A 20,044-nucleotide genomic window follows, 5' to 3' on the forward strand; every position below is an offset into this window, starting at 1 on the left:
TTTGCAAGATGAGACGAGAAGGAAGAAGGGTGATCGTCATAACCTTGCTTGAACATCTCGGTGATATCGTGGCGTGCGAACCAGTGGCCAGGTATGTGAGGAGCCAAGAACCTAACTCCTTCCTGATATGGTTTGTATCACCGACCTACCGGGAGATTGTCGAAACCTACGCCTCGTTGGACAGGGTCAGGACGATCAACTGTATTACTTCTTGGTCCAGACTTCGCAGATCAGTCCGATTCGACCGGGTTGTTGATCTCCATATCGATGGGCGTGTCTGTCCCACCTGCCGGATCCCTCACGGCAATTTTGATGGCGACCGCTCCATTAACCTGAGCAACTACTTTTATTATGGGTCGCTATTAGGTAGCTTTTGCAAAGCTGCCGGCCTTCCGGCGCTGGACGACCAGCCAGTTTTGCACCTTCCAAAGCGAGTCAAGGGCTGTGTCGCTTCTCTGCGCCTTGCCGAGCAGTATCTAGTAATACATTGTAATTCAAATGAACTATGCAAGGACTGGAGCTCACAGAAGTGGAACAAATTATTAGACCGCCTCGCCTTGGACGACATCAAGGTAATTGAGGTAGGCTTACAGTCCGATCTTGGTCGTAGTCAGTCTGAACACTACATTGACCTCTGCGGGAAGCTCTCTCTTCTGGAGACGGCAGAGGTGATTCGGGGATCCAAGCTCTTTGTCGGGATCGACAGTGGTCCTGCGCATATTGCTAATGCCGTTGGGACGTATGGAATAATTCTTCTTGGTCAATACAGGGCCTTCAATTGTTACCAACCTTACAGTGGAGCGTTTGCAGATGGCAGCATGGCCTCTGTGATTTATAGTAAAAGTCACGTTCGGGATATTTCAGTGAACACAGTATACCAGGAGATAAGCCGTGTGCTTACTCTCTCTGCCACCTTATCGGCTGTGGCTTCTAACAACAAAAGCAGGGCTAATGCATAGATTGCATTCTATTTTCACAGCATCACCCCGTGCTCGAAAATGATCTCTGTGGGGAAAGGGAAAATCATGATTACTCCCGACCACAATATTATCAAACCTATCGCTATCGTATTACCCCAGTTCCATCCCATTCGAGAAAACAATTTATGGTGGGGCGAAGGTTTCACCGAATGGACTAATGTCGTTAAGGGGCGACCGCGTTTCCGGGGACATTACCAGCCTCATTTGCCGAAAGATCTTGGCTACTATGACTTGCGACTACCTGAAACACGCAAAGCGCAAGCTGCTCTCGCAACAAAATACGGCATCTATGGTTTTTGCTATTATCATTACTGGTTTAATGGTCGCCGTATTCTCGAAAGTCCTGTTGACGCAATGTTAGAATCAGGCGAGCCAGATTTCCCCTTCATGCTTTGCTGGGCAAATGAAAATTGGACGAGAAATTGGGATGGAAGTTATAATAAGGTTCTGTTGGAACAAAAGTATTCTAAGGAAGACTTTGTTAATCATGCACGCCATTTGATAAGATACTTTAAGGATGACCGCTACATAAAAATTGATGGTAGACCTGTTTTTGCAATCTATAAGGATGACATAGGAGAAGATATTGAGAAATATCTTCTCCTATTTCGCAATGAATTGCTTAAAAATTCTATCAACGTATTTTTGTGCAGATTCGAAAGAAATATCGGGACAAGTAGGGACTTAAATAGAGCTTTTCAAGTTTTTGATGCAGGTATCGAATTTCAGCCTCTTGCTAGGCAATTTTCTTATTTGATCAATTATAATAATAGATTAAGTAGACGCATTTACAAGACGTTAAAAAAGCACTTCTGCTTCTGTAAGAATATTGATGATGTATATGTATATTCACATTTGGTAGATAATGACCTTAAATATGATTTTCAGCAAGGATGGCCAATTTTTCCAGGAGTATGTCCTGGATGGGATAACTCTGCTCGTCGCAGAGATACTACAGCGATAATATTCGATAAATCAACTCCTGAAATCTTTAAACTATGGGTTCGTGAGAAAATTAGAATAACAGATTGGAATTTGCTTCCAGAAAGATTTCTTTTTGTAAACGCTTGGAATGAGTGGGCTGAGGGTAACCATCTTGAACCTTGCGAAAAGTGGGGTACACAGTATCTGGCTGCTCTTCAGGCGGGCATCAATGAAATGTGAGTCTATTATGCGACCTAAAGTATCTGTTGCATTAGCAACGTATAATGGTGAGAAGTATATTGAAGAGCAGCTTGAGAGTATTATTAAACAAACTAGGGCGCCTGATGAGTTAGTTATATGTGACGATTGCTCTAATGATGAAACAATAAATATAATAACTAAAAAAATTAAAAATGCGCATTTTGATGTTAAACTAGTTTCGAATGATAAAAATATTGGATATGTACAGAATTTTTCAAAAGCTCTTGAGATGTCCTCTGGTGATATCGTTTTCTTGTGCGATCAGGACGACGTATGGCTTAGTGACAAAATAGAATTTATTATAAATAAATTCAACACTCGACCTGATATTCAGTTGCTTATCCATGATGTTGATTATTGTAAAGAAGATTTAACACCAATAGGACAAACTAAATTACAAAGGATGGAATCTAACTTTGATATTGAGTCGGATTATGTTGTTGGGATGGCAACAGCAGTACGTAGATCATTTTTAGTACACTGTTTGCCCGTGCCGAGTGCTCCAGAGGTCACCCATGACAAATGGTTGCATGATTGTGCTCGAGTACTCGGTTGCAAGGGAATTGTTAGGGAAGTATTGGCTCTTTATCGACGCCACTCCTTGAACGTGACAGCACCATCTCGTCTCAATGTAGATTTTGTTACTACCAGGCACTATTTTGGTAATGAATCTCTAGCGTTTCTGAAATTGTTTAGAATGGAAACCGATTTGGGAAGTCCTGACATTTCACCTCTCGTTCAATGGTTGGATTCACGAAAAATGGTTCTGCTGGACAACGGGTTTTCTTCAGAAGATCGAATCAATACGTTTATTCAGTATGAGGAAAAGAGACTTCGTGCTAGGAATTCACGTCAAAGCATATTGAGGCTTGATCGCTGGAAACGATTATTTCCGATTTATGATTTGTACCGGTCTGGTGGCTATCATTATTACTGTGGTTGGAAAAGTGCATTGAAAGATCTCTTACGTACTTATGCTTAATGTTTAGATTTGCAATAAATTTAAGAGTTATGAGTGATTATTTATCACAAATAGGCTATTTCCCCTATTTCAATTTGAACAGCCTGCTTGGCTTGATTTCTTGGCTGGAAGAATCTGATGACTTTGATCGGTAGCGGGATGTCCCACCATAATCCTCTGGTTTCTGTCGTCATTCCGAGCAAGAATAGACCAGATCTCGTTATCGCTACGTTAGTGAGCGTTATTGATCAAACCTACGATAACATAGAGATAATTGTGGTTGACGATGGTTCCGATATGCCATTGGCTCCGCTTCTGAAAGACAGATTTAGCGATAGAGTGCTGTGTCTGAGGAATGACCAATCGCTTGGTGGGGCTGTTGCTCGCAATCGTGGAGCACAAAGTGCCCACGGTGATTATATCACGTTCCTGGATGATGACGATTTGTGGTTGCCGAAAAAGCTTGAGATGCAGGTTGATGCTTTTTCGAAACACGGCGTTGATATTGGAGTAGTTTACTGCGGTTTTGATTTTCTGTGCAAAGAAGAGATAGTGCCTCGCCAGAACAAGTTTCATAATGATTATGATCTGAGCATCGCTGTCTTGTCAGGATGCCCCTTCGGGTCGCCGACTCCTCTGATAAGAAAGCACTATTTCGATATGGTCGGAGGTTTCGACAGGGAATTGCCTTCCTGCCAGGATTGGGACCTCTGGATCCGACTGTCTAAGGTGTGTGGGTTCTACCCTGTCAAGGAGTCGTTGGCGCTGTATAGAGTACATGGGGATCAAATCTCTACGAACCTCCGGAAAAAAATCGACGGAAGAAAAATGGTTCTAGCCAAGCATTATGATGAGATCAAGAACTATCCTCGTGTGTTGTCGGCTCACTATAGCCGGATCGGATCGTTGTGTGTCCTTGCCGATGAACATGTCGAGGCACGAGATTTTTTTTCTAAAGCCCTGGCAAGTAATATGTTCGATGGTGGCAGTTTCGTTCATCTGGTATTGCAGTTTCTGTGCAGACCCTTGGAAAAATGGCTTATCGAACGCTTCAGCGTCAATACTATAGATGGCATCAAGGTGATACACTAGCTTGCCAAGGTTCAGCGTCGTCATACCCTGCTTCAACCAGGGGGAATACGTAAACGAGGCGATAGCGTCGGTATTGAATCAGTCGTGTGACGACTACGAGATTATCGTGGTGGATGACGGTTCCACCGACCAGGCAACGGTGACAGTGCTGGACAGACTCGATCACTCTGGCGTAAAGTTGGTCCGAACCTCAAATCAAGGTCTTGCTGCGGCGCGGAACAACGGCATAACTGCAGCATGCGCTGAATTTATTCTGCCGCTCGATGCTGATGATCGCATTGGTCCTGCCTACCTCGAAAGAGCAGGAGCGATTCTTGGCTCACATCCTGAAGTCGGGTTCGTCTATTGTCTGGCTGAGTTGTTTGACGGTGCGCGCGGAAAATTTTATCTGAACAACGCTTCCTTGGAGGATATGCTGTGGGACAGTCGAGTGTTCTGCAGTGCACTTTTCAGGAAGTCCGACTGGGCCGCTGTAGGCGGCTACAATAGTAATATGGTATATGGCTGGGAGGATTGGGACTTCTGGTTATCGTTGCTTGAACTGGGTAAGACGCCTTATATGATAGAAGAGGTGATGTTTTTTTATAGGGTAAAGCACAATTCAATGATACGTTCCATGACATTAGATAATAAGATAGCAATGCACCAACAGCTTTATAATAACCACCGTAGACTATACGGCAAAATAGATGATATTGACTTTGAGAAATATCATCGTCGTAGAGGAACTGTCAGGTATAAACTTATTGAGCATATTAAAAAGCTAATGTTCAATGCCAGATATTGGAATAAATAAATGATGACATCTGCTGTAAGATTTATTACGTATATCTCACGCACTACCTTTTACCATCTGCCGGAATGCATCAAATTGGCAATTATTAAATCAATAAATAATTGTTTGATGTTTGTCTATTCAAGAAAATGAATATTCTTTACGCAACATGCTTTCTGGATGTTAGCGGTGTTACCAGATTGAATTATGATATTCTGGCGAGACTTGCCGGGAAGAATAATATCTATGTCTGCGAAACAGCAAGTGATGGAAGGCTTACTTCAAAGCTGGAAAACCACTTCAGGGATAGCTTTGGTGAACCTTTCAAGTTGTTTCGATACCCTCTCCAAGACAGATATCGACGATTTTTAGAGTATTTGGATAGTAATGCCATAGATTTGGTTTTTAATACTCACTCTCTTTGGGTTTATGAGCATATTGCCAAGCTCAAGAAAGATCGTAGCAATCTTAAAGTCGTCGACTCTCTCCATGTGCTCGAACCGTATTGTTTCCGTGGGGGATACCCTGATATCAGTGCAAATAGATATGTACACCCTTTTATAGACAAGAGCATTGTTATATCCGAACACCTCTTGTCTTACATAAAGCGATCTTATTCAGTTGATCCTGGCAAATTCATCATTATTCGGAATGGGGTCGATACAACTCGTTTCAAGAAGGATTCTTCGCTTAAAGGAATTTTCAGAAACGAGCTCGGAGTTCCAGCTAATTTCCCTTTGATCGGCTACATTGGCCGCTTTTCTCGACAAAAAAGGCCCGATGTGTTTCTTGATGTAGCTAAGCATCTATTGGGGAAGCTCGGGGAGGTTTATTTCTATATGGCTGGAGACGGCGATCTTCTTGATAAATCCAAAAAACTTGCAGATAGCTTGGGAATTTCCAATCGAGTTAGTTTTGTTGCGCCGCGAGACGATATACATATCGTATTAAATTCAACGGACATGTTAGTACTAACTTCATCGTACGAGGGAGCCCCACTTACTATTCTAGAGGCATTGGCAACTGGCGTTCCGGTTGTTGCATCAGATGTCGGAGCCATTTCAGAATACGTGGGGACGCCATATGTTGTTCAACGGCAAGGCAGAGGGGCAGAAGTCGATCAATTTGCTGAAGCTATTTTACGTGGACTTAATGATAATTATCCATCAATATTCGACCGGGAAATATTCAGCCTTGATTATGTTGCTGATAGTTATGCTCGGGTCTTTTATGATACGGCAGTTCGGACAAGTACCACACAAGAGAACTGAGATAGGGAATGTACTCATCTGCTGGGCATGAAACGTATCCTTGTCACCGCGAGCAAAATCGAGTGAGAGCCAATGTCTAGCATCCTCATTATAGGTGCCGGTCCCACCGGCCTTGGTGCGGCCCATCGTCTCCGTGGACTCGGGTTGGAGAATTGGCATCTCTTCGAGTCCACCGAGCAGATCGGCGGCCTCTCCGCCTCCTTCGTCGACGACCATGGCTTCACCTGGGACGTCGGCGGTCACGTCCTCTTTTCTCACTACGATTATTTTGACCGTGTGGTAGAGGAGGCCCTTGACGGCGCTTGGTATGAGCACCAGCGGGAGTGCTGGGTCCGCATCCGCGAAACATGGGTTCCGTACCCGTTCCAGAACAATATCCGTCACCTCCCGCCGGATGCCCTTGAAGAGTGTCTGGCTGGCCTTAAGGGGCTGGCCGGATCTCCAAGCCTTGCAGCCAACTTCCGTGAATGGATGGACCGTGTCTTCGGGGCCGGCATCGTCAAGCATTTCATGGAGCCGTACAACCGTAAAGTCTGGGGAGTGCCGCTGCATGAGATGTCCCGCGAGTGGATCGGCGAGCGGGTGAGCGTCATCGATCTGGCCCGCATTGAGAAGAACATAGCTGAGAAGACTGATGACGTGAACTGGGGGCCGAACAATACTTTCAAATTCCCTCACAAGGGTGGTACTGGAGCGATTTTCAGCAGCATCGCCACTCGTTTCCAGGATCGCATCTCGTTCTCCCATGAATTGACGGAGGTTAACCTTGCTGCCCGCGAACTCGGCTTTTCCAACGGTCGGCGCGAACGGTACGACTCCCTCATTACCACCATCCCCCTCGATATCTTCATTGGCCTCTGCAGGGACGTTCCCGAGTCAGTGCGCGAGGCTGCCAGTCGCCTGGTCCACAACAGCGGCCTCATCGTCGGCATCGGTGTCGAGGGGGAAAGGCGGGACAGCAAGTGCTGGATGTATTTCCCCGAGGACAATTGCCCCTTCTACCGGGTAACCAACTTTCACAACTATTCGCCATGGAACGTCCCGAATGGCGATACCAGCCGCTTTTTCTCGCTCATGTGCGAGACTACGTCCTCTCCGCACAAACCGGTTAACCGCGCGGAGATCGTTGAAACAACCATCCAGGGACTGATAAACGCCGGCATGCTCACCGAAAGCGAACGAGAGCGGATCATCAGCCGATACGTGATAGATATCCCGTATTCCTATCCCGTGCCTACCGTGGGCAGGGATGAAGCGCTTGCCGTGATCAATCCGTTCCTCGAATCACAGGGCGTGTATTCGCGAGGACGCTTCGGAGCATGGAAGTACGAGGTGGGCAATATGGACCATTCATTCATGCAGGGTGTAGAGGTGGCGGACCGCATCCTGAACGGTGCGGACGAGCCGACCGTGACCGGTAAGGGAGGGGATAGATGAGTATCGAGATGAGACGGGTGCGTGGAGGGATAGGGGATATCGCCACCTGCCCGTCCTGTCACAATGAGGTAAATAGCTTCAACTACCGTGTCGACTACGAAAGCGGTGAAAGCTTCATCTATAAGTGCCCATTTTGTGATCTGATGTTTATGTATCCGCTTATGCTTTCGGAGCTCACTAAACGGCCGATGGAGTCGGTGGATGATGCCGACATGTTCAACAGTTCGGTATTGAAGAGGCTTCACGAGCAGCTCATAGTCAAGAAGGAGATTGCCGTAGCGCGTGCTTTACTTGGCCGCCATAATTTTTCTCTCCTTGACGTGGGGTGTGGCACGGGCTGGATCTCTGCGATATGGCGTGACCTGGGTGCCGACGTGACGGGGTTGGAGCCTTCCGCAAGCCGGCGCAGGATTGCCCGGGAACGACATGGGATCAGAGTGCTCGATAGTTTTGTTGAGGAACTAGGCAGCGAAGAGAGCTTTGATGTCGTTACCATTAGACACGTATTGGAGCATCTGGAGAATCCGCTTGAGGCGCTCAGACATATTCATTCCCACACCAGGCATGACGGGCTGTTAGTAGTTGTTGTACCTAATATCGACTGCCTGGGAAGATTTCTTTTCGATACGCGCTGGTCGTGGATTTTGCCGTGGCATTGCTTGTTTTTCAATCCACGCTCTTTGCAAGGGCTTGTCGAAAGGGCGGGCTTCAAGGTTGAGAATGTGTATCAGACCCCTTCGCCGCTTTGGTATCCAGAAAGTTTCTTCAGGGTTCTTCCCGGTTCATCAGAATTGAGAGAGAGATTTTATGCTCGACTTAATATTTGGGCACTTTTGCCGTTTGCTCCTCTCGTCGCTGCAGGTTATCTTAGCGGGTTCAGCGATAATATAACCCTCATAGCGCGGGCTTGCCGTCATAAATGAATCCCCGGTTGCTCAAACTGATAGATAGTGTGGTGGGACGCACTGCAGCAGCCATCATTCCCCCGCCATCGCTTGTTCTGCAGCCACACCTCCCCAAGTCCATCCTCGTCATCCGCCCCGGTGGCATCGGCGACGCTGCCCTCCTTGCTCCCGCGCTGCACGCACTGCAAAGGAGCTACCCCGGTGTCTCCATTGATATTCTGGCCGAACGGCGTAATGCCGGCGCTTTTGCTCTCTGTCCCGGCCTCCGTTCGGTTAGCCGCTACGACGTTCCCGCTGAGTTTTTTCCCGTGTTGCGTTCAAGCTATGATGTTGTCATCGATACGGAACAGTGGCACCGGCTTTCGGCGGTAGTGGCCCGAATTGTTCGGGCGGGGATCAAAATCGGCTTTGCGACCAATGAGCGCCGTCGTCTCTTCACCCATCCCATACCCTACGAGCAGGATGACTACGAGGCCGACAGCTTCATGCGACTGTTAACACCGCTCGGCATCAGAGGGGAAGGGGAGGCGGAATGCTCGTTTCTGGCTGTTCCTGCCAGGGATGCCGAACTGGTCGATCAACTGCTCGGGGGACTGAAGGGGCGGCGATTCGTCGCACTGTTTCCCGGGGCAAGTATTGCGGAGCGGCGTTGGGGGGCGGAACGCTTCGCGAGTCTTGCTGCGCTGCTGGTACAACGAGGCATCGGCGTCGTTGTGGTCGGAGGTGAGTCCGAGCGTGCCGCCGGCCGTACTGTGGAGGCGGCCGGCGGTCTGTCTCTGTGCGGAAGGACGGGGCTTGCCGCTACCGCAGCGGTGATCGGTCGGTCGGCTCTTCTCGTCAGCGGCGATTCGGGTATCCTTCACATTGCCGTCGGTCTCGGCATACCCACAGTCTCACTTTTTGGCCCCGGCCGGGCGAAGAAGTGGGCGCCTCGCAACGGTTACCATACGGTGATCAACAAGGAGTTGCCCTGTTCCCCCTGCACCACCTTCGGATACACGCCGAAATGTCCTGGAAATGCGCGCTGCATGGCGGATATCACTGTGGATGAGGTTAAAGGCGCTGTTCTTGCTGTGCTTGAAAAAATAATATCTCATCCTAAATAAAGCCTTGACACCGTTTGAGCTGAGTGGTAAATGATGAAGCTCGTTTTGGTTGGAGGCGCGTAGCTCAGGGGGAGAGCGCTACCTTGACACGGTAGAGGTCGGCGGTTCGAGACCGCCCGCGCCTACCATTCAAAAAATGCTCGCGGCGAACGCTGTGGAAGGGGCATCGAAGGTTCGATGCCTCTTTCTGTTAAGGGGCCAGTGATGGGAGACATCAGGGTAACGCTGCCGGATGGTTCAGAAAGAATTCTTGCCGAGGGCGCCACGGTGCGCGATCTTGCCGCCTCCATCGGGGCAGGGCTTGCCAAGGCTGCCATAGCCGGAAAGATCGACGGGGTTCAGGTCGATGTTACCGCCCCCCTGACCGACGGCGCCAGGGTCGAGATCATTACCGATAAGTCTGCGGATGGCCTTGACATCATCAGGCACTCCACCTCCCACCTCATGGCCCAGGCCGTCAAGCAGCTTTTCCCGACCGCCAAGGTTACCATCGGCCCTGCCGTTGAAACGGGCTTCTATTACGATTTCGACGTAGAAACCCCATTCAGTCCCGAAGATCTTGCCCGCATCGAGGAGCGGATGCGAGAGCTAGCCAAGGCCGACATTCCTGTCGAGCGCCAGGTGCTTTCCCGTGACGAGGCAGTGAAGCTTTTTCGTGACATGGGTGAAGAATACAAGGTCGAGATCATCGAGGCACTCCCCGAGGAGAGCGTTTCGCTCTATCGCCAGGGCGATTTCGTTGACCTGTGCCGCGGTCCTCACCTCCCTTCGACTTCCTTTTGCCGGGCGTTCAAGCTGACCTCTCTGGCCGGCGCCTACTGGCGCGGGGACGAGAAGAACAAGATGCTCCAGCGGGTCTACGGAACCGCCTTTGCGGACAAGAAGGAGCTCGACGCCTATCTGGAGAAGATCGAGGAGGCCAAGCGCCGCGACCATCGCAAGCTGGGCCGGGAGCTCGACCTCTTTTCCTTCTCTGACGATGTGGGGGCCGGTTTCGTCATCTGGCATCCGAAGGGTGCCATGCTTCGTACCCTGCTGGAGGATTTCGAGCGTCGGGAGCATCTCAAACGCGGCTATGACATCGTGGTCGGTCCCCAGATCCTGAAGACCGAACTCTGGCAGCGTTCCGGCCACTACGACAATTACCGCGAGAACATGTATTTCACCGAGGTTGAGGGGCAGGGGTTCGGCATCAAGCCGATGAACTGTCTTTCCCACATGATGATTTACAAGTCCCAGTTGCGCAGCTACCGGGACCTGCCGCTCCGTTTCTTCGAGCTCGGCACGGTGCATCGCCATGAGCGCGCTGGCGTGCTGCACGGCCTCCTGCGGGTCCGCTGCTTCACCCAGGACGATGCCCATATTCTCTGTACCCCCGAGCAGCTTGACGCCGAGATCAAGGGAGTCATCTCCTTTGTGAACGACGTCATGGGCATATTCGGATTCGACTACGAGATGGAGCTTTCTACCCGGCCCGAGAAGTCCATCGGCTCCGACGAGGACTGGGAGCGCGCCACCGGTGCCCTGCTGGGTGCCCTCAAGGATTCGGGCAGGCCCTACGAGATCAACGAGGGAGACGGCGCATTTTACGGGCCGAAGATCGACATCAAGCTGCGCGATTCCCTTGACAGAAAGTGGCAGTGTGCTACAATCCAGTGCGATTTTACGCTCCCTGAACGGTTTGACCTGACCTATGTGGATGCGGATGGCGAGCGCAAGCGGCCGGTCATGGTCCATCGGGTCATTCTCGGGTCCATCGAGCGGTTCATCGGTGTCCTTATTGAGCACTTCGCCGGCAATTTCCCGCTGTGGCTCTCGCCGGTTCAGGCCATTGTGCTGACCGTTACCGACAACCAGCAGCCCTACGCGGCGCAGGTGTTCGAGACGCTTCGGACAAACGGGGTGAGAGTTCAGAAGGATTTTCGCAACGAAAAGCTCGGGTTCAAGATCCGCGAGGCGCAGCTGCAGAAAATCCCCTACATGCTCGTCATCGGTGACAAGGAAGTCGAATCAGGTACGGTAACTCCCCGGTTCCGCGACGGGTCAAACCTCGCGGCCATGAAGCCGGAGGAGTTTGTTGCGTTTGTAAACGACGAAGTGAAACGCTTCAATTAGGAGGTGGTGCCATAGCGAAGCCTACGGTAAATATCAATCAGGCCATACGGGCGCGCGAGGTGCGCGTTGTCGGCGCAGACAGCGAACAGCTGGGGATCATGTCTCTCCAGGAGGCTCTTGCGCTGGCTGAAGCACGGCAACTCGACCTGGTGGAGGTTTCACCCACAGCGGTGCCGCCGGTTTGCCGGATCATGGATTACGGCAAGTTCAAGTACCAGCAAAGCAAAAAACTTCAGGAAGCACGGAAAAAGCAGTCCCACGTGCAGGTCAAGGAAGTAAAGCTCAGGCCCAAGACCGATGAGCATGACCTGATGACCAAGATCAAGCATGTGAGGCGCTTTATCGAGGAGGGAAACAAGGCGAAGGTAACCCTTGTGTTCCGGGGGCGTGAGATAACGCACCTGGAATTCGGTTCCCGGGCCCTCGACCGTGTTGCCGCCGAATTGGAAGATATCGCAGTTGTCGAATTCAAACCGAAGATGGAAGGGCGTAGCATGTTCATGATCGTTGCGCCCAAAGTCAAAAAATAGAGAAGCTACCGAGAACGCAGCAAAGGAGAATAGAGCAATGCCCAAGATCAAGACCAATCGCGGTGCCGCAAAGCGCTTCAAGAAGACCGGTACCGGCAAGATCAAGCGGAGCCACGCCTTCACGAGTCACATCCTCACCTCCAAGACCAGAAAGCGTAAGCGTCAGCTTCGTTCCAGCGCTGTTGTGGCGGCAGTTGATCACAAGAATATCGCCAAGCTTATCCCTTACATGTAACGGAGCCCGCTCCGTCATGACGCCGTGAACCGTGAGGAACTGTCTCCCCTTGCGGATCCGGCAAAATACCACAGAAGAAGGAGTAGTAGATGCCACGGGTAAAAAGAGGTTTCAAAGCGAGACGCAGAAGAAACAAAGTACTCAAGCTAGCCAAGGGCTTCAGGGGCGCACGGAGCAAATTGTTCCGGAGTGCGACGGAGGCCGTCGACCGGGCGCTCAATTACGCGTTCCGCGACCGCAAGGTCAAGAAGCGTGACTTCCGGGCTCTCTGGATTACGCGGATCAATGCGGCTTCCAGGCTCAACGGTCTTTCGTACAGCAAGCTCATTCATGGCCTCAAACAGGCCCAGGTTGAGATTGACCGCAAGGTCCTGGCTGATCTGGCCGTGTCGGACCCCAAGGGGTTCTCGGAAATCGCAACCCTCGCCAAAGCCCAGTTTTAGTGAAATCCTGAGGAATACAAAAAGAAATGGGATGCTCTGCGTTCCATTTCTTTTTTTGTAAAGGGATACCGGACATGAAAGAAACGCTTGATCAACTGATGCAATCGGCCCTTGCGGAGATTGCCGGCGCAGCCTCCGAGGACGCCCTGCAGGAGTTGCGCGTCAGGTACCTGGGGAAAAAGGGTGAACTGACGGCGGTCATGAAGGGGCTTGGTTCGCTCTCGCCCGAAGAGCGTCCCCGCATGGGCCAAATGGTCAACACGGTCAAGGACCGGCTCGAGACCACGCTGGAGGAAACCCTGCAACGGGTCAGGGCTGCGGCTAAAAAGGAGCGCCTTGAGCGGGAACGCCTCGACGTGACGCTCCCCGGTCGTACGTCGCCTTTGGGAACCAAGCACCCCATCTCGCTCGTCATCGAGGAAATTTCGGACATCTTCGCCGGCCTCGGCTTTCAGGTGGCCGAAGGCCCCGAGGTGGAGCTGGACTTTTACAACTTCGAGGCTCTCAATTTTCCCAAGGATCACCCGGCCCGGGACATGCAGGATACCTTTTTCGTTGATGACGACATCCTGCTGCGCACCCACACCTCTCCGGTCCAGGTCCGGACCATGCTCAAGCACGCACCTCCGGTCAGGATCATCTCGCCGGGCACGGTTTACCGGTGCGACTCCGATGCCACCCACTCTCCCATGTTCCATCAGATCGAAGGTTTCATGGTGGACAAGGGTGTTACCTTCGGCGATCTGAAGGGGATACTGACCAACTTTGTGAACCAGTTCTTCGGCGCCGGAACAGGGGTTCGGTTACGTCCCTCATTCTTCCCCTTCACCGAGCCGAGCGCCGAGGTGGACATTGCCTGCGTCATGTGTAAAGGGCAGGGGTGCCGGGTCTGCAAGCAGAGCGGCTGGCTCGAAATTCTGGGTGCCGGCATGATCGATCCGGAAGTCTATCGTCATGTTGGCTATGATCCCGAGTCGATCTCCGGCTTTGCGTTCGGCATGGGGATCGAGCGGGTCGCCATGCTCAAGTACGGCATCGGGGATCTGCGCCTGTTCTTCGATAATGATGTGCGGTTCCTGCAGCAATTTAGATAATCTGAATAGTTGGGCTCGTATTCTTCTGGTGAAACTTTAACTACTGCATCTCGGATAGAGTGAGAATATGATCGTTACGTACAACTGGCTCAAGGAATTTGTCGAATGTGATCTCTCTACTCAGGAGCTTGGCGACCTGCTTACCATGCTCGGCCTCGAAGTGGAGGGGGTACGCGAGGTCGGTGGCGGCCTCGACCAGGTAGTGGTCGCCGTGGTGGAGGAGCGCCGGAAGCATCCCAATGCGGACAAGCTTTCGCTCTGCAAGGTCAACAACGGCCGGGAGATCCTGGATATCGTCTGTGGAGCCCAGAACTTCACTGCCGGCGACAAGGTCGCCCTGGCCCAGATCGGGGCCGTGCTGCCTGGTGACTTCAAGATCAAGCGCTCCAAGATACGCGGCGAGGAGTCGTGCGGCATGCTCTGCTCCGAGCGCGAACTGGGGCTTTCCGCTGAATCGGAAGGGATCATGATCCTTCCGTCCGACCTGCCGCTCGGAGTTCCCCTGTTCGACGCCCTTGGCCTCAAGGACACGATCTTCGAGATCGGGCTCACTCCCAACCGTGCCGATTGTCTCAGTGTTATCGGGGTGGCACGGGAGATTGCGGCAAAGCTCGGGAAGCGGATTACCTATCCGGGACACGCGGTTGTCGAGTCCGGTGAGCCGGTGACGCAGAAGGCAACGGTCATTGTGGAGGATCCCGAACTCTGCCCGCGCTATACTGCCCGCTTTATCAGCGGATGCTCCATCGGTCCCTCGCCGGCATGGCTGGTTCGGCGCCTTGAGGCGGTCGGAATGCGCTCCATCAACAACGTGGTCGACGTGACCAACTACGTCCTGATGGAGTATGGGCATCCTTTGCACGCCTTTGATGCCGACCTGCTTGAGAACAGCACGATCGTTGTCCGTCGGGCAACGGACGGTGAGGTGTTTACCACCCTTGATGGTCAGCAGCGCACCCTCACCGCCGGCGACCTTACTATCCGTGACGGAGCGAGGAGTGTTGCCCTCGCTGGTATCATGGGGGGAGAGAATTCGGAAATCCGTGATACTACGACGAATATCCTGCTGGAGAGCGCTTACTTCAATCCCTCCGCCATCCGTCGTACCGCCAAGCGCCTGGGGCTCCACACCGAGTCGTCCCATCGTTTTGAGCGGGGGGCCGACGTGGCCATTGTGACCAGGGCCTTGGACCGGGCTGCCGCGCTTCTGGCCGAACTGGCCGGCGGGACTGTTGCCGCGGGGATTATCGACGTTTATCCCACGCCTGTTTCCCATCGGACGATCCGGTTCAGGGTGGACCGCTGTAATGCCCTTCTCGGGGTCGAGCTCTCCGCCAACGAAATGAAGGCACTGTTTCATCACCTGGAATTTACCACAGTCACGGTTGAGCCCGGCATAATCGATGTGACGGTCCCGACATTCAGGGTGGACCTGGAGCGCGAGATCGACCTGGTGGAGGAGGTTGCGCGGCTAAACGGCTATGACCGGATTGAAACGACCATGCCGCGAGCCCGTGTCTTTTCCGATCGCCCCACAAAGCACCAGCGCATGGAGAGGCGGTGTCGCGATCTGATGGTGGGGCAGGGGTTCAATGAAGTCATAACCTTCAGCTTCATGGCGCCGGGCGCCCTTGACCGCATGATGCTCGGCCCTGAGGATGGCCGGCGTAGCGTGGTGGCGCTCAGGAATCCACTGGTGGACGAGCAGGCGGTCATGCGGACGACGCTGCTTCCCGGGCTCTTGGAGGCCGCTTCCCGCAACCTGAATTACCGCAGTCTCGACCTGCGTCTCTTTGAGCTGCGGCGCGTGTATCTGCGGGTGGAAGGGGAGCAGCTCCCCAATGAGCCACTGGTCCTTGCCGGGCTCATGACCGGCAGACGCTACCCTGAAGGGTGGAACCAGGAAAAGCATCCTCTTGATTTCTATGATGTGAAGGGCGTTGTGGAGGCGGTTCTCGACGCATTTTCGGTCAGCGGCGCGAGCTATTCGTCTGACGACACCGATGTCTTTTACCATCCCGGCAAATCGTGCACGGTCAAGTGCGGCGATTTGATCCTGGGCTCTCTCGGCGAACTCCATCCCGATGTGCAGGACAACTTCGGGATCGATCAGCCGGTATTCTACTTCGAGCTTAATTTCGAGCGGCTCCTGTCCGCAGCGCGCGCCGCCTCGGCCGTTGTCCCGCCGTCACGCTTCCCGGACACGTTCAGGGATATTGCCATACTTGTGGCCGATGAGACGCCGGCTGCGGACATTGTCCGGTGCATCGACGGGCTGCGTATCCGGGAAATCGAAAGTGCTGCAGTGTTTGACCTCTACAAAGGTGTCCACGTTCCCGAAGGGAAGAAGAGCATCGCGGTGCGGGTTCGCTATCGTTCCACAGAGAAAACCCTGAGCGATGACGAGGTTTCACCGCTGCACCAGAAGGTCGTTGACAGCCTTGTCGCGAAGCTCGGAGCGACGATTCGTTAAAAACTGGTTGATTCTGCCGAATCGCTGTGATATAAAACCAGAGCTTCAGTTGGCCGGATAGTGGCTAGATTATGCAATAATTTTGAGGGAGTATATGACGAAGGCCGATATTGTCGAGCAGATATACGAGAAGATTGGTTTCTCCAAGAAAGAGTCCGCTGAACTGGTCGAACGCGTGTTCGGTCTGATCAAGGAAACCCTTGAGCGTGGGGAAAAGATCAAGATCGCCGGCTTCGGCAATTTCGTGGTCAAGGATAAGGCCGATCGTCGTGGCCGCAATCCGCAAACCGGTGACGAGATCATTATCTCTGCCCGTAAAATCCTTACCTTTAAGCCGAGCCAGGTTCTCAAGTCCTCGATTAACACCTAGGACGCTTCGCCGGAGGCATGGTGGCGGAGGAGACCCCGGACAAGCAGTACTACCGCATCGGCGAAGTATCCCGGATTACCTCTCTCAAGCCGTCGGTTCTCCGTTTCTGGGAAGCCGAGTTCAAGGAGTTGCGGCCTCCCAAAAGCAGGACGGGCCAGAGACTCTACTCGCGGAAGGATATTGAGCTACTGCTGGAGATTAAGCGACTGCTCTATGGTGAAAAGCTGACCATTGACGGTGCACGAAAGCGTTTGGCTACGGGGAAGGGGCAGAGGCTAGCAGGAGAACCCCCGGGGCAGGATCAAGCCCTTAAAGAGATCCTTCTCTCGGTCAAGCATGAGTTGGAATTGCTGAAAAAACAACTGCAATAGCACGTATTCGGGGCGTAGCGCAGCCTGGTAGCGCACCAGACTGGGGGTCTGGTGGTCGCTGGTTCGAATCCAGTCGCCCCGACCATTTACAGGGGGTTACGAGATATATTTCGTAACCCCCTTTTGCGTATCGTCCGCCGGAAGCGAAGGTCCCGCCGGCATGCATCCGGAGGCAAGGAGGCGCCATGAATATTCTCGTTACCAATGATGATGGTGTTCACGCCCCGGGAATTGTGGCTCTGGCCGAGGCCCTCAGACTCGTGGGCACAGTTACCGTGGTAGCTCCCGACCGTGAGCGAAGCGCGGTGGGCCATGCCCTTACGCTCCATCACCCACTCAGGGTTACGGAGATCATGGCAGGTATCTTTGCCGTTGATGGAACCCCCACCGACTGCGTAAATCTCGGAATTCACACCCTTCTGGCCGAAGCGCCCGATATCGTGGTGTCCGGCGTCAATCGCGGCGGGAACCTGGGCGACGACATTACGTACTCCGGGACCGTCTCCGCAGCCTTGGAGGCGACCCTCATGGGAATTCCCGCCATTGCCGTTTCTCTTGCAACAAACGGACATGGGAGCAACTACCGCGCGGCGGCTGCCTTTGCAGCACAGCTGGCAAGGGAAGTGCTCGACCGGGGCCTCCCCCGGGATACGTTCCTGAATGTCAATGTCCCCGACCTGCCTGCCGAAGAGCTTGGTGGTCCGGTTATAACTTCGCAGGGAAAGCGTGATTACGGTGGTGACATCGTTACCAAGGTAGATCCGCGCGGCAGGAACTACTACTGGATCGGCGGCAACGAGCCGGTCTTTCGCGATATCGAGGGAACCGACTTTCACGCCGTCAAGCGCGGCAGGATCTCGGTTACCCCGCTTCACCTGGATCTGACGAATTACGCATCGCTCTCGATTTTGCAGTCGTGGGACCTTTCGGCATGCCGCCCGGAGGCTGGACAGCCGTCGGGAGCTCTGCTATAGTCGCGTTTCCACCAACAGGGGCATGTTATGAACTTTGAAATTGCACGCAAACGGATGGTCGAATCCCAGATCATCGCGCGAGGCGTCTCGGACCGGCGGGTGATCGAGGCGATGCTGAAAGTGCCCCGCCACGTCTTTGTAGAAGAGGCCATGGCCGCCCAGGCCTACAGCGACACACCGCTGCCCATCGGCGAAAAACAGACCATCTCCCAGCCTTACATGGTCGCCCTGATGACCGAACTCCTGGAGTTGAAAGGGAAGGAAAAGGTTCTGGAAATCGGTACCGGCTCAGGGTACCAGGCCGCTATCCTGGCAGTCATGGCCGACCGGGTCTACACGGTGGAGCGCATTCGTCCGCTTGCGTTGCGGGCGCGCAAGGCCCTCGACAGCCTGGGCCTACTCAATGTCAATATCAAGATGTCCGACGGCACGGTTGGCTGGGAAGACGAGGCTCCCTTCGACGCCATCATTGTGACCGCCGGAGCCCCGGATATCCCGCAACAGTACATCGACCAGCTCAAGCCCGGCGGGAGGCTTGTCATCCCGGTGGGGACCCAGTTCGAACAGGTGCTCGTCAGGGTGGTCAAGCAGGAGGACGGTTCGGTCGAGCGGGAGAACATCACGGGATGCAGGTTCGTCAAACTGGTGGGCAAATTCGGTTGGAGCAGCGATGACTAAGCGCCGCCGGGCGCTTTGCGACGGAGATCTCCATGAGCGACATGAACGAACTGGATGAGAAAGAGCTGGATGCTCCGGATGAGCCCGGCGAGGACTTCATTGAGCCCGAGCCGACGACCTTTGAGCTGGAGGCGGCCGAGGAAGAGGAAGAGCCCGAGGAGCCCGCTGAGGTCGGCAAGAACATAGAGCAGGAGCACTTCGACGATGCAATCAAGCTCTATTTGCGCGAGATTCAGCGGACGCGGCTGCTGACCGCCGATGAGGAAAAAGAGCTGGCCGGCCGTATCGCCAAGGGTGACAAGGCTGCCCGGGATAAGATGATCGAGTCGAATCTGCGGCTCGTGGTCAAGATTGCCAAGCGGTACATCAATCGGGGGCTCCCTTTTCTCGATCTGATCGAGGAGGGCAACATGGGGCTCATCAAGGCGGTGGAGCGCTTCAAGCTCTCGAAGGAGTGCCGTTTCTCCACCTACGCCACCTGGTGGATCCGCCAATCCATCGAGCGCGCCCTCGTGAATCAGTCGCGGACGATCAGACTGCCGGTCCATGTCTCCGACGACATTAACAAGATGCTTAAGATCACGCGTGAACTGGTGCAGAGACTCAACCGCGAGCCGAGCGTGAAAGAAGTCGCCACCGAGATGAAGGTGAATTCCGCCTACGTCCGGCGGCTGATGGTCCTCCTCAAAAAGACCTACTCCATCGAGCGCCCCATGGGGGAGAACAGCGATTATTTTCTTATCGACACCATTGAGGATACGTCCACCGTCTCGCCGGCCGTGCTGCTTGAGGATCTCAACAAATACGAAATCGTGTCCAAGTGGTTTGCGTCCCTGTCTGAGAACGAGCAGACGATCCTCACGCTCCGCTTTGGCCTGGAGGACAAGGAGCCCCAGACCCTCGACACCATCGGTCGCAGCTTCGGCGTCACCCGTGAGCGTATCCGGCAGATCGAGGCCAAGTCTCTGGAAAAATTGAGAAAGTATATTGAGGAAAGCGATGGCAACGCCATCGATTGAGCCGGCTTGATGCCATCACGGAGGGGGAAG

General features: G+C 53.1%; 20 protein-coding genes and 2 tRNA genes. All 22 read left to right on the forward strand.

Annotation, left to right across the window (positions count from 1 at the left end; all coding sequences use genetic code 11):
* Positions 1 to 8 precede the first annotated feature (8 nt).
* The 22 genes from GS_RS07500 to GS_RS07605 all read left to right on the forward strand — a co-directional run bounded on the left by GS_RS07500 (position 9) and on the right by GS_RS07605 (position 20,014).
* Entirely contained in the window at positions 9 to 959 is a 951-nt protein-coding gene (locus tag GS_RS07500) for a glycosyltransferase family 9 protein (protein ID WP_235045000.1), read from the forward strand.
* Between the two features lie 66 nt (positions 960 to 1,025).
* Complete coding sequence (locus tag GS_RS07505; RefSeq protein WP_010942154.1) at positions 1,026 to 2,144, forward strand: glycosyltransferase WbsX family protein; 1,119 nt, start codon at positions 1,026 to 1,028, stop codon at positions 2,142 to 2,144.
* Positions 2,134 to 3,147, forward strand: coding sequence for a glycosyltransferase family 2 protein (locus tag GS_RS07510; protein WP_010942155.1), 1,014 nt, complete (start codon positions 2,134 to 2,136; stop codon positions 3,145 to 3,147). The genes GS_RS07505 and GS_RS07510 overlap by 11 nt, the downstream gene beginning before the upstream one ends.
* Positions 3,148 to 3,264: 117 nt before the next feature.
* The gene (locus GS_RS07515) at positions 3,265 to 4,218 is read left to right on the forward strand and encodes a glycosyltransferase family 2 protein (protein ID WP_235045001.1); all 954 of its coding nucleotides are present in this window, start codon (positions 3,265 to 3,267) and stop codon (positions 4,216 to 4,218) included.
* A gap of 1 nt (position 4,219) precedes the next feature.
* Entirely contained in the window at positions 4,220 to 5,014 is a 795-nt protein-coding gene (locus GS_RS07520) for a glycosyltransferase family 2 protein (protein ID WP_010942157.1), read from the forward strand.
* 128 nt (positions 5,015 to 5,142) lie between these two features.
* On the forward strand, positions 5,143 to 6,264 hold the full coding sequence (locus GS_RS07525; protein ID WP_010942158.1) for a glycosyltransferase family 4 protein: 1,122 nt from the start codon (positions 5,143 to 5,145) through the stop codon (positions 6,262 to 6,264).
* A gap of 72 nt (positions 6,265 to 6,336) precedes the next feature.
* Positions 6,337 to 7,701 carry a protoporphyrinogen/coproporphyrinogen oxidase gene (locus GS_RS07530; protein WP_010942159.1) on the forward strand — a complete coding sequence of 455 codons (1,365 nt, stop codon included), beginning with the start codon at positions 6,337 to 6,339 and terminating at the stop codon, positions 7,699 to 7,701.
* Positions 7,698 to 8,624, forward strand: a complete 927-nt coding sequence (locus GS_RS07535) for a class I SAM-dependent methyltransferase (protein ID WP_010942160.1) — start codon at positions 7,698 to 7,700, stop codon at positions 8,622 to 8,624. Before GS_RS07530 ends, GS_RS07535 begins: the two co-directional genes overlap by 4 nt.
* Positions 8,621 to 9,712 carry a glycosyltransferase family 9 protein gene (locus GS_RS07540; RefSeq protein WP_010942161.1) on the forward strand — a complete coding sequence of 364 codons (1,092 nt, stop codon included), beginning with the start codon at positions 8,621 to 8,623 and terminating at the stop codon, positions 9,710 to 9,712. Before GS_RS07535 ends, GS_RS07540 begins: the two co-directional genes overlap by 4 nt.
* Before the next feature lie 53 nt (positions 9,713 to 9,765).
* Positions 9,766 to 9,840, forward strand: a tRNA-Val gene (locus tag GS_RS07545).
* Between the two features lie 76 nt (positions 9,841 to 9,916).
* Positions 9,917 to 11,827 (forward strand): threonine--tRNA ligase, encoded by a 1,911-nt coding sequence (gene thrS / locus GS_RS07550; protein ID WP_193360261.1) that lies wholly within the window; start codon positions 9,917 to 9,919, stop codon positions 11,825 to 11,827.
* An 11-nt stretch (positions 11,828 to 11,838) separates the two neighbouring features.
* Positions 11,839 to 12,357 carry a translation initiation factor IF-3 gene (infC, locus tag GS_RS07555; protein WP_010942163.1) on the forward strand — a complete coding sequence of 173 codons (519 nt, stop codon included), beginning with the start codon at positions 11,839 to 11,841 and terminating at the stop codon, positions 12,355 to 12,357.
* A 37-nt stretch (positions 12,358 to 12,394) separates the two neighbouring features.
* Positions 12,395 to 12,592 carry a 50S ribosomal protein L35 gene (gene rpmI, locus GS_RS07560; RefSeq protein WP_010942164.1) on the forward strand — a complete coding sequence of 66 codons (198 nt, stop codon included), beginning with the start codon at positions 12,395 to 12,397 and terminating at the stop codon, positions 12,590 to 12,592.
* Between the two features lie 89 nt (positions 12,593 to 12,681).
* On the forward strand, positions 12,682 to 13,035 hold the full coding sequence (gene rplT / locus GS_RS07565) for a 50S ribosomal protein L20 (protein WP_010942165.1): 354 nt from the start codon (positions 12,682 to 12,684) through the stop codon (positions 13,033 to 13,035).
* A gap of 74 nt (positions 13,036 to 13,109) precedes the next feature.
* Positions 13,110 to 14,129, forward strand: coding sequence for a phenylalanine--tRNA ligase subunit alpha (gene pheS / locus GS_RS07570; RefSeq protein ID WP_010942166.1), 1,020 nt, complete (start codon positions 13,110 to 13,112; stop codon positions 14,127 to 14,129).
* A gap of 67 nt (positions 14,130 to 14,196) precedes the next feature.
* Positions 14,197 to 16,602 (forward strand): phenylalanine--tRNA ligase subunit beta, encoded by a 2,406-nt coding sequence (gene pheT / locus GS_RS07575; protein WP_010942167.1) that lies wholly within the window; start codon positions 14,197 to 14,199, stop codon positions 16,600 to 16,602.
* A 94-nt stretch (positions 16,603 to 16,696) separates the two neighbouring features.
* A complete protein-coding gene (locus GS_RS07580) occupies positions 16,697 to 16,972 on the forward strand; it encodes an integration host factor subunit alpha (protein WP_010942168.1) in 276 nt (91 codons plus the stop codon).
* Between the two features lie 20 nt (positions 16,973 to 16,992).
* Positions 16,993 to 17,343: a MerR family transcriptional regulator gene (locus tag GS_RS07585; protein ID WP_010942169.1), complete on the forward strand. Its 351-nt coding sequence runs from the start codon at positions 16,993 to 16,995 to the stop codon at positions 17,341 to 17,343.
* Between the two features lie 8 nt (positions 17,344 to 17,351).
* Positions 17,352 to 17,428: transfer RNA gene (locus GS_RS07590), tRNA-Pro, on the forward strand.
* Between the two features lie 100 nt (positions 17,429 to 17,528).
* On the forward strand, positions 17,529 to 18,317 hold the full coding sequence (gene surE, locus GS_RS07595; protein WP_010942170.1) for a 5'/3'-nucleotidase SurE: 789 nt from the start codon (positions 17,529 to 17,531) through the stop codon (positions 18,315 to 18,317).
* Between the two features lie 27 nt (positions 18,318 to 18,344).
* Positions 18,345 to 18,995 (forward strand): protein-L-isoaspartate(D-aspartate) O-methyltransferase, encoded by a 651-nt coding sequence (locus GS_RS07600; RefSeq protein ID WP_010942171.1) that lies wholly within the window; start codon positions 18,345 to 18,347, stop codon positions 18,993 to 18,995.
* Positions 18,996 to 19,027: 32 nt separating this feature from the next.
* Positions 19,028 to 20,014, forward strand: coding sequence for a sigma-70 family RNA polymerase sigma factor (locus GS_RS07605; protein ID WP_010942172.1), 987 nt, complete (start codon positions 19,028 to 19,030; stop codon positions 20,012 to 20,014).
* Positions 20,015 to 20,044: the final 30 nt, after the last annotated feature.

This window comes from Geobacter sulfurreducens PCA (assembly GCF_000007985.2).
Lineage (GTDB): Bacteria > Desulfobacterota > Desulfuromonadia > Geobacterales > Geobacteraceae > Geobacter > Geobacter sulfurreducens.

What these genes read in the sequence shown, in the direction of transcription:
- pheT (WP_010942167.1), top strand. Translation starts at nt 14,197, where the DNA reads ATGATCGTTACGTACAACTGGCTCAAGGAATTTGTCGAATGTGATCTC.
- thrS (WP_193360261.1), top strand. Translation starts at nt 9,917, where the DNA reads ATGGGAGACATCAGGGTAACGCTGCCGGATGGTTCAGAAAGAATTCTT.
- GS_RS07510 (WP_010942155.1), top strand. Translation starts at nt 2,134, where the DNA reads ATGAAATGTGAGTCTATTATGCGACCTAAAGTATCTGTTGCATTAGCA.
- GS_RS07580 (WP_010942168.1), top strand. Translation starts at nt 16,697, where the DNA reads ATGACGAAGGCCGATATTGTCGAGCAGATATACGAGAAGATTGGTTTC.
- GS_RS07530 (WP_010942159.1), top strand. Translation starts at nt 6,337, where the DNA reads ATGTCTAGCATCCTCATTATAGGTGCCGGTCCCACCGGCCTTGGTGCG.
- surE (WP_010942170.1), top strand. Translation starts at nt 17,529, where the DNA reads ATGAATATTCTCGTTACCAATGATGATGGTGTTCACGCCCCGGGAATT.
- GS_RS07505 (WP_010942154.1), top strand. Translation starts at nt 1,026, where the DNA reads ATGATTACTCCCGACCACAATATTATCAAACCTATCGCTATCGTATTA.
- GS_RS07525 (WP_010942158.1), top strand. Translation starts at nt 5,143, where the DNA reads ATGAATATTCTTTACGCAACATGCTTTCTGGATGTTAGCGGTGTTACC.
- GS_RS07540 (WP_010942161.1), top strand. Translation starts at nt 8,621, where the DNA reads ATGAATCCCCGGTTGCTCAAACTGATAGATAGTGTGGTGGGACGCACT.
- GS_RS07515 (WP_235045001.1), top strand. Translation starts at nt 3,265, where the DNA reads ATGACTTTGATCGGTAGCGGGATGTCCCACCATAATCCTCTGGTTTCT.
- rplT (WP_010942165.1), top strand. Translation starts at nt 12,682, where the DNA reads ATGCCACGGGTAAAAAGAGGTTTCAAAGCGAGACGCAGAAGAAACAAA.
- rpmI (WP_010942164.1), top strand. Translation starts at nt 12,395, where the DNA reads ATGCCCAAGATCAAGACCAATCGCGGTGCCGCAAAGCGCTTCAAGAAG.
- pheS (WP_010942166.1), top strand. Translation starts at nt 13,110, where the DNA reads ATGAAAGAAACGCTTGATCAACTGATGCAATCGGCCCTTGCGGAGATT.
- GS_RS07535 (WP_010942160.1), top strand. Translation starts at nt 7,698, where the DNA reads ATGAGTATCGAGATGAGACGGGTGCGTGGAGGGATAGGGGATATCGCC.
- GS_RS07600 (WP_010942171.1), top strand. Translation starts at nt 18,345, where the DNA reads ATGAACTTTGAAATTGCACGCAAACGGATGGTCGAATCCCAGATCATC.
- GS_RS07605 (WP_010942172.1), top strand. Translation starts at nt 19,028, where the DNA reads ATGAGCGACATGAACGAACTGGATGAGAAAGAGCTGGATGCTCCGGAT.
- GS_RS07500 (WP_235045000.1), top strand. Translation starts at nt 9, where the DNA reads ATGAGACGAGAAGGAAGAAGGGTGATCGTCATAACCTTGCTTGAACAT.